10 protein-coding genes are annotated in these 14,678 nt (G+C 41.2%); 8 read left to right on the top strand and 2 right to left on the bottom strand.

Annotated elements, in window-relative coordinates:
- Positions 1-185: 185 nt before the first annotated feature.
- The 4 genes from ACT29H_RS07885 (at position 186) to ACT29H_RS07870 (ending at position 5,145) form a co-directional block, all read left to right on the top strand.
- Positions 186-965, top strand: a complete 780-nt coding sequence (locus tag ACT29H_RS07885; RefSeq protein ID WP_444821074.1) for a hypothetical protein — start codon at positions 186-188, stop codon at positions 963-965.
- Between the two features lie 27 nt (positions 966-992).
- Entirely contained in the window at positions 993-2,357 is a 1,365-nt protein-coding gene (locus ACT29H_RS07880; RefSeq protein ID WP_444821073.1) for a peptidylprolyl isomerase, read from the top strand.
- Positions 2,358-2,574: 217 nt separating this feature from the next.
- Positions 2,575-3,486 (top strand): carboxypeptidase-like regulatory domain-containing protein, encoded by a 912-nt coding sequence (locus tag ACT29H_RS07875; protein ID WP_444821072.1) that lies wholly within the window; start codon positions 2,575-2,577, stop codon positions 3,484-3,486.
- Positions 3,487-3,528: 42 nt separating this feature from the next.
- Positions 3,529-5,145, top strand: coding sequence for an OstA-like protein (locus ACT29H_RS07870; RefSeq protein WP_444821071.1), 1,617 nt, complete (start codon positions 3,529-3,531; stop codon positions 5,143-5,145).
- A 190-nt stretch (positions 5,146-5,335) separates the two neighbouring features.
- Here ACT29H_RS07870 and ACT29H_RS07865 read toward each other — a convergent pair whose 3' ends face one another.
- A complete protein-coding gene (locus ACT29H_RS07865; RefSeq protein ID WP_010425069.1) occupies positions 5,336-5,557 on the bottom strand; it encodes a DUF2795 domain-containing protein in 222 nt (73 codons plus the stop codon).
- Between the two features lie 75 nt (positions 5,558-5,632).
- Entirely contained in the window at positions 5,633-6,202 is a 570-nt protein-coding gene (locus ACT29H_RS07860) for a cob(I)yrinic acid a,c-diamide adenosyltransferase (protein ID WP_444821070.1), read from the bottom strand.
- A 316-nt stretch (positions 6,203-6,518) separates the two neighbouring features.
- On the opposite strand from ACT29H_RS07860, the gene ACT29H_RS07855 reads away from it, so the two are divergent.
- The 4 genes from ACT29H_RS07855 to ACT29H_RS07840 all read left to right on the top strand — a co-directional run bounded on the left by ACT29H_RS07855 (position 6,519) and on the right by ACT29H_RS07840 (position 14,678).
- The gene (locus tag ACT29H_RS07855; RefSeq protein WP_444821069.1) at positions 6,519-7,259 is read left to right on the top strand and encodes an NUDIX hydrolase; all 741 of its coding nucleotides are present in this window, start codon (positions 6,519-6,521) and stop codon (positions 7,257-7,259) included.
- Between the two features lie 14 nt (positions 7,260-7,273).
- Complete coding sequence (locus ACT29H_RS07850; protein WP_444821068.1) at positions 7,274-8,896, top strand: MFS transporter; 1,623 nt, start codon at positions 7,274-7,276, stop codon at positions 8,894-8,896.
- 98 nt (positions 8,897-8,994) lie between these two features.
- Positions 8,995-11,427: a GH36-type glycosyl hydrolase domain-containing protein gene (locus tag ACT29H_RS07845; RefSeq protein ID WP_444821067.1), complete on the top strand. Its 2,433-nt coding sequence runs from the start codon at positions 8,995-8,997 to the stop codon at positions 11,425-11,427.
- A 173-nt stretch (positions 11,428-11,600) separates the two neighbouring features.
- Entirely contained in the window at positions 11,601-14,678 is a 3,078-nt protein-coding gene (locus ACT29H_RS07840) for a SusC/RagA family TonB-linked outer membrane protein (protein WP_444821066.1), read from the top strand.

Below are 14,678 nucleotides of genomic sequence, written 5' to 3'. Positions count from 1 at the left end.
TTCCTGAGGTCTGCCTGTCAGGGATCATAATTGAGAGCCGGAAAATTGAGTGTATCTTTAGGAGTTGAGACAATGATTATTTTTTAATTGAACTGATAATGAGAAAATATTCCCGAAGTTTGATAATGTCCTTTGTTATTATAATTGGGTGGGGAGCGGTTTCGTGTAAAAATTTTGAACATCAAATGAGTCATGCCAAGCCGGTAGTGAAGGTTGGGGAAGAAGTGTTAACAACTGATGATTTAAGACAGGTTCTTCCACGTGATGTTAGTGATGAAGATAGTGCTGCCCTGGCTGATGATTACGTGAACCGCTGGGTGACCAGCAAATTGTTTCTGAGGCAGGCGGAAGCCAATCTTTCGGATGAAGAAAAGGATGTGAGTCAGCTTTTGGATGAGTATCGTACCTCGTTGTTGGTGAATATTTACCAACAAAAAATGTTGAAACAAAAGTATTCGCCTTTGTTGAGTAATGAGGAAATAGAAAAGTATTATAGCGAGATGCAGGACAATTTTAAACTGCAGGAGAATATTGTTAGAGGAATGATATTGAAAGTACCGCATGATGCACCTGATCTTAAGGAGGTGAGGCGGTGGTGTCGAGCCATAGATTCCGAAAATATGGTGAAACTTGAAAACTATGGCATGCAATATGCCAAAATGTATCATGCTTTTTGGGATGAATGGACGCCTTTCCAACGAATTAATGCGATCTTGCCCAACCCTGTTCGAAACGAGGAACGGTTTTTGTTATACAACCGGTATTTTGAAAGAACAGATGAAAACTACAGATATCTTTTGGTGATCAATGACTATATGACTATTGGCAATACTGCCCCTTTAAGTTATGTGGAAGATCGCATTCGGGCTATCCTTCTTAATAAAAAACGTGCAGAATTTATTAAAGGACTTGAACATGAGTTGTATGAAGATGCCCTACAGAAAAAAATCTTGAATTTCTATTAAAACGATACTACTGATATGCCAAATTTTATGAGCACAATAATGTATAGCCGTATTTTTCAGTCTTTGTTTATTTTTGTTTTGTTGCTTCCCGTTAATGCCAGTGGACAAAATAATATAATTGATGAGGTGATTGCCGTTATTGGCGATGAGCCTGTTCTTAAATCGGATATTGAATTCCAATATCAGCAGGCGTTAATGGAGGGTGTAGAGTTTCCGGGGGATTTGAAATGTCATTTGTTGGAGCAAATGATGATTCAGAATCTTTTGCTGGAGCAGGCTAAGATAGATAGTGTTGAAGTGAGTGAAAATCAGGTGTTGATGATGGTCGATCGACAAATCAATACCTTTATAAATCGGGCAGGATCCAGAGAAAAATTAGAAGAATGGCTTAATAAATCCATACTTCAAATCAAAGAAGAGCAGCGAGAACTTGTTCGCAATCAGATGCTGACTCAGCAGATGAGACAAAAAATTACGGAGAATGTAAGCGTTACACCTTCCGAAATCAGAAGATTCTTCAGGGAAACAGCCAAGGATAGCCTGCCCCAGATGCCAGCTCAATATGAATATCAAAAAATTTCTATAACACCTCAAATTAGTCAGGAGGAAATAGAACGAGTGAAGGCCAAACTACGGGATTTTCAGCGACAGGTGAGAGAAGGTCGTGATTTCGCTACATTGGCAGTCCTTTATTCTGAAGATCCCAACAGTGCCGCCAGAGGTGGGGAATTGGGATTGACACCTAGGGCCAGTCTGGTGCCCGAATTTGCCCAGGTGGCGTTTAATCTGAGGGATAAAAATAAAGTATCAAAAATTGTGGAAACCGAATTTGGGTTTCATATCATGCAACTTGTTGAACGACAGGGCGACCGGGTGAATGTTCGGCACATTCTTCTAAAACCCAAACCCTCCGAAAGCGCTATTCAGGAAGCTCGTAATATCGCGGATTCACTGGTGGTATTAATTAGAAAAGACAGCATTTCATTCGAAGAGGCTGCATTACGATTTTCTACCGATAAGGATTCTAGAGCCAATGGCGGTTTTGTGATTAACCCACGTACGCAATCTACCAAATTTGAGCTTCGAGAAATCCAACCGGACATAGCTCAAAGACTGGAGCAGATGGAAGAAATGGAAATTTCGGAACCTTTCAGAATGAAAGATCAACGTCTTGGAACCGACCAGTTTACTTTTGTTCGGCTGACCAAAAAGACGCCACCACATACTGCCAATATGGTTGATGACTATCAGACAATAAAAAGCTTGCTGGAGAATAAAAAGAGTGAAGAGACCTTTATTAATTGGATAAGAAAAAAACAAAGGGAGACCTACATTACTATATCAGAAGAATGGCGGGATTGTCAATTTGAATTTGAGGGGTGGGTTAAATAATGGTTAGTAGATAGATCGTCCGTAACGAGGATGCCTGCAATGGTTGAAAACTTATGGCAGAAGGAACTGTTTTTAACCGCGATATTTCGAAATGATGAGACGGCATTCGGATAAGAATAGTAGGAGTTAAATGTTGTTTTGTATTGGGGAAAGAGTTTTTTTAATAAGTTAAGCCAAGGGTTTAGCAAATTATACCGTTTTGTGGATGGGGAAATACATGCTTTATATATCTGGGTTTCTGTTGGTGCTAACCGTTTCTTTTTCAGGTTGTGCCAGGGAAGTGTATAATGTCGTGTGGGAGGGAGTGGTTGCCGATGAGCTTACCGGAAAGCCTGTCCCGCATGCCCGGATTTCAGCATCCGCCTCCTATCAGCAAAATATTGATGAAACAGCAGAGCTTAATCAGTATTCTTTGAGTGATGAATATGGTCGATTCAAATTGGCCTTTCCACGTGCGTTTGGTTTGACCTTACGAGTCAGTGCTCCCGGCTACCTCAGTGGTTTGCAATATAAAACGGTAAAGAAGGCAGAGTTGGGTGATACCTTATTTATTTCGCCAAACCCGTTTAATGCCAGTTTGGTCGTACGAAAAATGGATTTGTCCGGTTTTTCTCCGGATGTGCCGTTTGTGAGAGAAATTCATTTTCAGAATAATATTAGAACACGAGGGAAAAGTCCGGTGAGATGGGGATTTGACTTTCTGTCGGGGCGTAATACATTAAATTTGGATAGTGCCGATATTTGGGTAGTGGTCAATGAACAAAATGGAAGAATATTGCTCAATGCTTCATCCGGGGGTGGTATCTTCCCGGTGGTAGAAGGCAGTTCCGAAGAGTTTCTTTTGGGATACACCCAGGCACCTGATGAGGGCTATCAAAAAAGCTATATGATAAAAGGAGATGAAGCCGGCTTTTTTGTTTTGTGTCGAAATGGAGTAAATGTTGCCAAAATGATACCTGAAAACAAAATATGTATCTTGTCATATACAAACTCTGCAGGACAAAGAATACAGGAAAAAGGCATTCGCTTTAATTATTTGTTTCAACCTGATTTGAAAAACCGATTATCATTTCCGGTTTCTGCTTCAGTGATCAAGGTTGAAAAAGCAGCCAATAGGGTTTCGAATTAAAATTTATTGCAGGGTATTTACTAGTTGAGATTTTCTTTATATATGTCTAAATACTTTTCTTCTGGTTGGCACTTTGGTTTAATGGTTTGGGCAAAGGGAGTCCTGATTTTTTCTTTTATTATTGGAAGTTTTGTTTTTACGCAGGCACAACAAAATCAAAAGGAAAAGAAGATTTTGATTGAATATGCCGACCGGATGGAAGGCGCAGAGAAAAGACTGGGAAAAAATACCTGGGCTCTGATCGGGAACGTTAAAATGCGTCACCTCAATACCCGAATGTTTTGTGACAGCGCCATTCTTAATCGTGACTCTAACAGGGTTATGGCTTTTGGTTCCATTCATATCATTCAGAATGACACCATTCACCTTTATGGGGATCAACTGGATTATGATGGCAATGAAGAGTTGGCCAAAGTGCGGCAGAACGTCAGGATGGTCAATAAAAATGTTGTGCTGACTACTGATTTTATGGATTACGATCGCAGAAATGACGTTGCGTACTATTTTAATGGCGGGAAAATCGTTGACGAAAGTAACCAGTTAACTAGCCATCTGGGGTTTTACTATCCGCGAACGGGGGAGGTCAACTTTAAAGATAGTGTTGTTCTCATAAACCCTGATTACAAAATGTATAGTGATACTTTAAAATATTTTACGAAAACAGAGGTGGTGGGAATTGTGGGACCAACGGAAATCTTCAGTGATGAAAATAAGATCTATTCCGAATTGGGCTTTTACGATACACGGAATGATCAAGCGCGTCTTCTCAAAAAAAATTACATTGATGGGGGTGAGCAGAAGCTGAGTGGGGATACTATTTTGTATGACCGGAATAATGGATTTGGGGAAGTCTTTTCTGCGATGGCCTTGGAAGATACCGCCAATAATGTGATTATCACTGGTGATTATGGCTATTATAATGAGCAAACAGAAGAGGCCTTGGCTACAAAGCGTGCGGTTCTAAAGCAGGTTTATGGTAATGATACGCTTTTTTTGCATGCCGATACTCTAAGAGCCGATCCGGCCCCGGATGATGTAGAGAATAAAATTGTAAGAGCTTTTCATCATGTTCAGTTTTTTAGACGTGATTTGCAGGGACGATGCGATTCTATGGTCTATGATTTTAGAGACAGTACTAATACTTTTTATTATGATCCCATAATATGGGCACAAGGAAATCAAATGACGGCCAATGTGATAAAACTCTACATTCGGAATAGAACTTTGGATCAGGCAGAACTGATTGAGAATGCATTTTTGATTGCCCCGGAAGATTCTATCCACTTTAATCAAATAAAGGGGAAAATTATGACCGGTTTTTTTAAAGACAATAAACTCTTCCGGATTGATGTGGATGGAAATGGACAAGCAATTTATCATCCCAAGGACCAAGAGTATATAATAGGCGTCAATCGTGCGGAAAGCAGTAATATGTCTATATTTTTGAGTAATAGAAAGGTGGATACTATTATTCTTCGTACGCAGGCTGCAGGAAATATGAATCCTCCCTTTGTTTTGGAAAAAGAAGATACGCGTCTTGAGGGGTTTTTATGGTTAGAAAAATATCGACCCCAAAAGTATGAGGATATTTTTCATTTTGAGAAGATCACTGAGGAAATACAACGAACCGATTACAGCGATTTCCATATTGCCAATTAATATTTTTAATTAGGAAAGCGGTCGTGGTACGAAATTTGGCAGTTGCCATTCAATGGATGTAGTATTTTGGTTTGCTCGATATTGTTAATTGAGCATTCGGGAATGAAAACAATATAAAAAAGAGGTCGCCTTAATATATTATGGCGACCCCTTTTTTTATAAAAAGATTTTGTTCGATTGATCCCATAGATCAATACTCATCTTCGTTAAAGAAAAAATCATCCTTGCTAGGATAATCCGGCCAGATGTCCTCGATGCTTTCATAAACTTCTCCTTCATCTTCAATTTCCTGCAGATTTTCTATAACCTCCAGTGGCGCCCCTGAACGAATAGCGAAATCGATAAGTTCATCCTTCGTAGCTGGCCAGGGCGCATCTTCTAGTTTTGATGCTAACTCAAGAGTCCAATACATAGCAATTACAATTTAACTCTTAATAATATTTTGTTTTTTTGGTATTGGTGTTTTGTGCGAAATTAAAAAAAAAAACTAATCTTCCAACCCAGGGTCCCATCTTATTTCTTCGTTATTGAAATATTTTGCCAGGTAACGCGATAAGATAAAGAAATAGTCCGATAAACGGTTCAGATAGCGAATTATCCATGGGGCAACCTCGGATTCTTCGGCCATCCGGACAACCTGTCGCTCGGCTCTTCTACAAACAGTACGCGCTATATGGCATTGTGCTGCTGCTGGATGACCTCCGGGTAATATAAAGTTTTTTAAAGGAGGAAGTGATTGATCTATCGTGTCGATTTCTTTTTCAAGAAATTCAATCTCTGCTTCTCCCTCTTTGATGCGGGACCGTAGGTCGGAAACAGAATCGTCCGTGGCCAGGTAGGCTCCTATGTTGAATAGTTGGTGTTGAATTCTGGATAAGCTAGATTCTGTGTGTTCTTCATTTTTTGAAAAAGCCTTGATGAGACCGATATGGGCATTTAATTCGTCCACGGTTCCATATGCTTCTAGTCGGTAATGGTATTTGGGTACCATCGTTCCTCCAATCAACACAGTCTTTCCTCTGTCGCCGGTTTTCGTGTATATTCGACTCTTTTCCATGGTTATTTTTTTAAGGTTGTGCAAAGATATAACTATCGATGCCAATAGAAAGTTTAGGAAACTAAATTTTATCTGACGTATTCTGAAAACGCAGCGTTTGAGAATGCTGTAAGTGTTGAAAGCACAATAAATAAAAATTAATAAATAAAAATATTTTTTGTGGCTTGTTTTTTTGAGGATTCGTTATTAATTTAGCGGTAAAATTAGTAAGTGTTTGAAAGACACATAAAGTTATGAATGGCTTTGGGGGATGTATAAGGATTGAATGGATCGCTCATTAGTCCGTATGAGAATGGAAGGGAATAAAAAAACAAATATGGTAAAAGAACGATTAAATAATCACATTTCGGTGGATTGTGTGGTGTTCGGTTTTGATTTTGAACAATTAAAAGTACTACTGGTCGATCGTGTATTAAAGGATGAGACAACCGGGGAAGAGTTGTTTTCGGATTTGACTCTTACAGGAAACCATATTTATGAACATGAGAGTTTGGAGGACGCTGCAGCCAGAATCTTGTTTGATCTAACGGGGTTAGAGAATATATATTTAAAGCAATTTGCGGCATTTTGTGCTCCTGATCGATTGAAAAAAACCAATGATCAGGCTTGGTTGAGGGCTAATGGTCGGGATCCGGACAGCAGAATTATTTCCGTAGGGTATTATTCTCTTCTGGCAACCCGGAATGTTACTTTAAAATGGAAAGGAAGAAATGTTAAATGGTATCCCGTTTCGGAGGTGACAGATTTGGCCTTTGATCATTTTCATATCCTTCAATCAGCGCTCGAGGCGTTGCGAAGAGAATTGTTGTATGAACCCATCGGCTTTGAACTTTTGCCGGAAAAATTTACCCTTTCGCAACTGCAGAAATTGTACGAGGTGATATTGGGAGTTGAATTGGATAAGCGGAATTTTCGCAAAAAAATTGCACGAATGAAATATCTCATACCATTGGACGAGAAACAGAAAGGTGTGGCCCATAAACCAGCCCGGCTTTATATGTTCAGTCGGGAGGTTTATGAAAAGACCAGAAAGGAAGTATTGGATTTTAATATATAAATATTATACTGACCATGTCAGGTTCCGGACAGAAATTAAGTTTTAAAGAAAAAGCAGGATATGCCTTGGGTGATGCTGCCGCCAATATTGCATGGCGTGGGGTCGCCACATTTCTGCTTGTCTTTTATACGGATGTATATGGATTAAATCCTGCCTCCGTCGGGCTATTGATGCTAATTGCCCGCTCCAGCGATGGAGTAAGTGATGTATTAATGGGTGTGATCGGTGACAGGACCAATTCCCGTTACGGGAAGTTTCGGCCTTGGATTTTATGGACAGCAATCCCCTTGGCTGTTATGCTTTCCTTGCTATTTACCACCCCAGATCTTGGACCTAATGGGAAAATCATTTATGCTTATGTGACCTATATTCTTTTTACACTGGTATATACTGCCAATAATATACCATATGGAGCCCTGATGGCGGTGATGACCAATGATGATAAAGAACGCACCAGTATAGGATCATTTAGAATGGTCGGGGCTTTTGCAGGTGGAATGCTGGTGCAGGGAGCTCTTCTTTTTCTGGTTGCATACTTTGGTGATATTAATCCTGATATTAAGGTGGTTGAAATAGGTGATCAAAAATATGAAGTTGCCGTCTCATCACCTAAAAGTGTAGAAAATGTTAATATAAAAACAAAGGCAGGCGTGGCCACCTTTAGGTGGGCGGAAAAAGCAGATAAAGAACAAGATAATATCCCTACCAAAGGAATTAGCTTTTCGATGGAGGCAAATCACTCCTACACATTTTTGGTGGAAGGCGAACCCGCTATAGATGAAACCAAAATTACCATCGTTGATCAGAAAAACGGTTATTCCAAGGCCATTTATTTGATGTCTGTATTGTTGGCAATTTCCCTCATTATCACTTTTTATTCAACCAAGGAGAGGGTCTTCCCTCCGGCATCACAGAAAACTAACTTGCTGAAAGATCTTAGAGACTTAATATCGAATCGACCTTGGCTGGTACTATTAGTTATCGGGTTATTATTTAATATTTATAATTCCATAAAGCAGGGGATTACAGTTATCTATTTCACCCATTATTTGCACAATCAACTACTGGCAGGATCCTATATGGTGGGTTTGATGATTGCGTCTGTTTTGGGTGCTATGATTACGTCTCCATTAGGCCGGCGGTTGGGAAAACGTCCTCTATTTATTTATGCGTTGTTGTTTTCGGGCGGAATAAATGCCTTACTTGCTTTTTGCGGAGCGGAGGATATTGTTCCCATTTTTGTAATAGGAATAGCTTCAGAGTTAGGCGCTGCTATCTTTCCGACCCTCTTCTTTGCCATGTTAGGCGATGCGGCCGATTATTCCGAATATAAAAACGGACGAAGGGCTACCGGACTCATCTATTCTGCCGGGTCATTCGCCACGAAGTTTGGTGGAGGACTGGCAGCCGCCATTATTGGATTCGTTCTCTCGTCATTTCATTATGATGGGATGGATGCTGTTGCCATCCAAAAAGCTGTTCCCGGCATCGTGATGTTGATGAGTTGGATCCCTACTATCATTGCTTTAATCGGTGCTGGACTTATGAGTTTTTACCCGCTCAATCAACAGAAAATGGATACAATTACTATGGAATTGAATCAAAGAAGGCTGATGGAAAAGAAGGAAGCTGTTTAAGGTAACATTTGATGTGAGATATTAAAAGGAAAGCGAACATATTTGAGAAGAACCATCAGATACAATAAAACAAATTCATAATAAATAGGATACAGACCATGAAATTTGGATTTTTTGACGATATCAATAAGGAATATGTAATAACTACTCCGGCAACCCCTTGGCCATGGATAAATTATCTGGGGAATGAAGATTTTTTTTCGTTGATATCCAATACGGCCGGTGGTTATGCTTTTTATAAGGATGCTAAATACCGTCGTTTGATTCGCTATCGCTACAATAATGTGCCGATGGATAACGGAGGTCGGTATTTTTATATCAAAGATGGGGAGACGATCTGGTCGCCTGGATGGAAGCCGGTGAAAACGGAATTGGACCATTATGAATGCCGGCATGGATTAAGTTATACAAAAATTACAGGGGCTAAAGAGGGGTTAAAAGCTGAAGTTTTATTTTTCGTTCCACTAAAGTCATGGTGCGAAATACAAAAGATGACTTTGCACAATACCTCCTCAGATATCAAAAAAATCAAATTGTTTTCTTTTTTGGAGTGGTGTTTATGGAATGCCGAAGATGATCAAAATAACCTGCAGCGAAACTTGAATACCGGTGAAGTAGAAATTGAAGGCTCTACGCTTTACCACAAAACAGAATATAGGGAGCGCAGAAATCATTATGCATTTTACCATGTGAATGCACCTGTTCAGGGTTTTGATACCGACAGGGAAAGTTTTGTAGGATTGTATAATGAACTTTCAGAGCCTCAGGCAGTGCTGGATGGTAAACCACGGAATTCTCATGCCCATGGATGGTCGCCGATTGCTTCTCATTATCTGGAGGTGGAACTGAAACCCGGTGAAAAGAAGGATTTGATATTCATTCTCGGTTATGTGGAAAATCCTGATGATAAAAAATGGGAAAGTCCAAAAGTGATCAATAAAAAACCGGCAAGAACGCTTATCCAAAAGTATGACTCCATTCAGAAAGTGGATCGCGCATTTGAAGCATTAAAAGATTACTGGGTAGCTCTGTTGGATGGTTTTGTCCTGGAAAGTGGTGATGAGAAACTTGATCGAATGGTCAATATCTGGAATCAGTATCAGTGTATGGTCACATTTAATTTGTCCCGATCGGCGTCCTATTTCGAAGTGGGCATCGGCCGGGGGATGGGATTCCGAGACTCCAATCAGGATCTGATTGGTTTTGTTCATCAGATACCCGAGAGAGCCAGAGAGCGCATTATTGATATTGCCTCAACCCAGTTTGAGGATGGTGGCGCTTATCATCAATATCAGCCGTTAACCAAACGTGGTAATGATGCCATCGGAGGTAACTTCAATGACGATCCTCTATGGCTTATTCTTTCTACTTCAGAATATATAAAGGAGACAGGAGATTATAGTATTTTGGATGAAATGGTTCCGTTTGACAATGATGAGTCACTGGCCAAGCCCCATTTCGAGCATTTGAAAGCCTCGTTTTATCATGTTGTGAATAATCTTGGCCCACATGGATTGCCCTTGATTGGTAGGGCCGACTGGAATGATTGCCTAAACCTCAATTGTTTTTCCACCGATCCCAATGAGTCGTTTCAGACGACCGGCAATAAAACGGGAGGAAAAGCGGAATCACTTATGATTGCAGGGTTGTTTGTGGTATATGGCCGTGAATTTGTGACTCTTTGCCGAAGGATCGGAAAAGAGCAGGATGCCAAGGAGGCGCAAAAATATGTGGATGAAATGGTTGAGGCAGTTAAACATTACGGTTGGGATGGAGAATGGTTCCTTCGGGCATATGATTATTATGGCCGGAAAGTGGGAAGCAAGGAAAATGAAGAAGGAAAAATATTTATCGAATCACAAGGGTGGTGCGGTATGGCGCAGATAGGAAAAGAAGAAGGTCTGATAGAAAAAGCGCTTGACTCGGTAAAGGAGCGTCTGGATTGTAAATATGGCATTGTGCTAAACAATCCTGCTTTTACCAAATACTTGATCGAATATGGAGAGATCTCTTCATATCCGGAGGGGTACAAGGAAAATGCCGGAATCTTCTGTCATAATAATCCCTGGATAATGATCGCTGAAACAATGATCGGAAGGGGAGAGTATGCCTGGAATTATTATAAAAAAATATGTCCGGCCTACCTGGAAGATATTTCTGATCTGCACCGTACTGAGCCTTATGTGTATGCTCAAATGATTGCAGGAAAAGATGCTTCCAAACCGGGAGAAGCCAAAAACAGCTGGCTTACCGGAACCGCTGCTTGGAATTATTATGCTGTTACCCGATACATTCTGGGAATACGTCCCGAATATGACGGTTTAAGAATAGACCCATGCATTCCGCCTGACTGGAAGGGCTTTAATGTAAAACGGAAGCTAAGAGGTACGACTTTCTACATTAAGGTAGAAAACCCTAAGTCTGTTAGTAAAGGCGTGGTCAAAGTTGTGCTGGATGGAAAAGTTATTGATCAAAATTTGATTAACACTTTTGATGGCGGTCGGCATGAAGTACTCGTCATAATGGGCTAGAAGTGATATCTGTCGATTCGTGTTTTTGTTTAATCTTTAGATGTATGTGTATATGATAGAAATTTAAATAATAAAGGGATGTTGCCCTACAAATTGGCGTTGAGGAGGACATCATCCCTTGTGATCATTTTAACCGATTCTATTGTTAAATAACCCGTTAAAAAAGCAAATCTATGAAAAAGATTCAATCTTTTTGGGAATTGAACATGTTAAAAAAAGTCAATTCCTGTGGTAAGAAGTTTCTTACCCGGTTTTCCTTTGCTCTTGCTGCTTTCTTCTTTTTGACAACGGCAGCCTTCGCACAGGATCAGAAAACGGTCACCGGACAAGTGACCGATGAACAGAACCGACCGCTGCCCGGTGTTAATGTGGTCATTAAAGGAACCATGCAGGGTACCATTACCGATACGGACGGTAATTACCAAATTCAGGCGGCTAGCGGTGATGTGCTCCAGTTTAGTTTTATTGGATTTCAAACATTGGAAGTGGCAGTGGGTGAACAGTCTGAAGTTAATGTTGCCCTCGCTGAGCGAACCACCGGTATCGATGAAGTCGTCGTCGTGGGGTACGGTGTACAACAGAAATCCCTGGTCACCGGCGCCATTTCAAGTGTCGATGCCGAGCAACTGGAATCTACTTCCAACACTCGGGTAGAACAGGCCTTGCAAGGAAGAACTGCCGGTGTTACCGTCCTTCCTACCTCCGGTTCGCCGGGTGCAGGTGCCAAGGTCCGAATCCGGGGTACCAACTCTAACCAAAGTTCCGAACCGCTTTATATTGTGGACGGAATGAAGGTAGACAATATCGACAATATCGAACCCGGTGATATTAAATCCATTGAAGTGCTCAAAGATGCTGCTTCTTCCGCTATCTACGGGTCGGAAGGTGGGAATGGTGTTGTAATCATTTCTACCAAGACCGGGGAAAAAGGAAAAGGTCAGATTTCCTATAATTTCCAATATGGCATTCAGAGTGTGAAGACCAATATGGAGCTTATGAATGCTCAGGAGTATGCTCAATATATGGAAGAGCAGGGCTCCAATGTTACGGTTCCTGCCGGCATCGGCAACGGCACCGACTGGCTTGATGAGGTCTTTGAAGAATCGCCCATGCAGCGTCACCACCTGAGCTTCTCAGGCGGAGGTGAGTCTTCCAATTATCTGGCATCTGTCTCGTACAGCTCACAAGATGGTGTCGTGGGGGGAGATAAAGCTTCTTATGAGCGGCTTTCATTTCGTCTAAACTCTTCGCACGATATCAAAGAGTGGTTGGAAGTAGGCAATACTTTCACCTATTCTCATTCCAAAAGAAGTACTGTGGGTGAGGATGATGAATATAGAGGCGTACTCAATAATGCTCTTTTGATAGATCCAACAACGCCGGTTTATTATGAACTTGGCGAAGAAAGCGATAAAGAATTGGAGGCTTTGGCCGACGGTCATACGCTATTGACAGATGATCAGGGACGCTATTATGCATTGCCCGTTAATGCAACCGGTGAGATTGCCAACCCCGTGGCCATGCTGGAAACCTACAATAATGAAAGAACCAAAGATCAGTTGTTGGGAACTTTATATGCCAATCTGAAGCCTATGGAAGGATTGACCATTACTTCACGATTAGGCCTGGATCTGACTTATGACCAGTACCATAATTGGAATAAGGTCTATTATTCTTCCCAGGAAAGAAATAATGGCACGAATACCATGAGTGATGACCTGGACAAGTACTTCAACTGGTTATGGGAGAATTTTGCCACCTACAAGACCGCTTTCGATAATCATGATATGACCTTCTTGTTAGGATACTCGGCACAGAAAAAGATGCATCCTAGTTGGTACCTTTATTCAGGTCCTATGGCTAGAGAAGGTGATCAGTTTGCGTATCATGATTATGCCACTTCAAGGAAACAGGATGTTGTAGGAGGAGACCTGGAAGAAGAAACGATGACCTCTATATTCGGCCGGTTCTCGTACAACTACTTAGGTAAATATTTGTTACAAGGCTCCATTCGTCGTGATGCTGCCAGTGTCTTCTCTGAAGATGACAGGTCGGCTGTATTCCCCTCTCTTTCTTTAGGATGGGTTTTGTCAGAAGAAGATTTTTGGGGCGGTTCACTGGTCGATTATTTTAAACTTAGAGGTAGCTGGGGACAGAATGGAAGTACTTCCATTTTGACCGGTACTGCTGATAAAGAACTGTGGACCGCGTCCGGAATTTTTTATCCCACCGCTTCTGAAAATGGGTATTTCTCAGGATCCCAGATTGACAAACTGGTCAATGAAAATCTGAAGTGGGAGCGTACCGAGCAGCTGTCTGTCGGGGCTGATATGCGCCTGTTAAACCGAAAAGTTAATTTCTCGGTGGATTATTATGATAAGGTCACCAAAGATTTGATCGTTTTGGCTATGTTGCCTTTATCCGGAGGGGTCAATGTTCCCTTTGTTAACGGTGGTGATGTATCCAATTCCGGTTTTGAATTTGAACTGGGATACAATAATCAGTTTGGGGATGTGAATCTGTCGGTAAGCGCCAATTTGGCAACCCTGAAAAATGAGGTTACGCATCTTGATCAGGATGCCCCTATTGCCGGTGCCAATGTTCGGGGTTATAATCTGACTTGGTTCGAAGAAGGAGAACCTATTTGGTATTTTAATGGCTATAAAACCGATGGCATTAATGAAACCACCGGAATGCCCAATGTTGTGGATGTGAGCGGTGACGGACAGATCACTTCCGCCGATTTGACCAAAATTGGTGATCCTCATCCCGATTTGCTCTACGGTGCAAGTATAAATCTGGACTACAAAAACCTGGACTTTAAGTTGTTCCTTCAAGGAACCAAAGGGAATGACATATATACAGCATGGTATCGTCCCGACCGTCCACTGTCCAACAAACCTAAATATTTCTATACAGATCGGTGGACACCACAAAATACCAACGCATCTATGCCTAAGCCCGACGGAAGCAGTGAATATATCTATCGTAGCGACCTGATGGTGCAGGATGGATCTTATATGAGGATTAAACAGATCCAGCTGGGGTACTCATTACCTCAAAGCCTGATTAATAATTGGGGAATTTCTAATACCAGAGTCTTTATTTCGTTGGACGACTACTTCACCTTTACCGATTATGAAGGACTGGATCCTGAGGCAGGGAGTTCCAATAGCCAAAGCCAGGGAGTAGACCGTGGCGTTTATCCCATTCCTCGCAAAATGATGTTTGGTATATCTGTTAATTTCTAA

The organism is Thermophagus sp. OGC60D27 (assembly GCF_052400625.1).
Taxonomy (GTDB): Bacteria; Bacteroidota; Bacteroidia; order Bacteroidales; family Marinilabiliaceae; genus Thermophagus.
The sequence above is the reverse complement of the archived record's forward strand: the minus strand, read 5'-3'. Positions and strand labels throughout refer to the sequence as shown.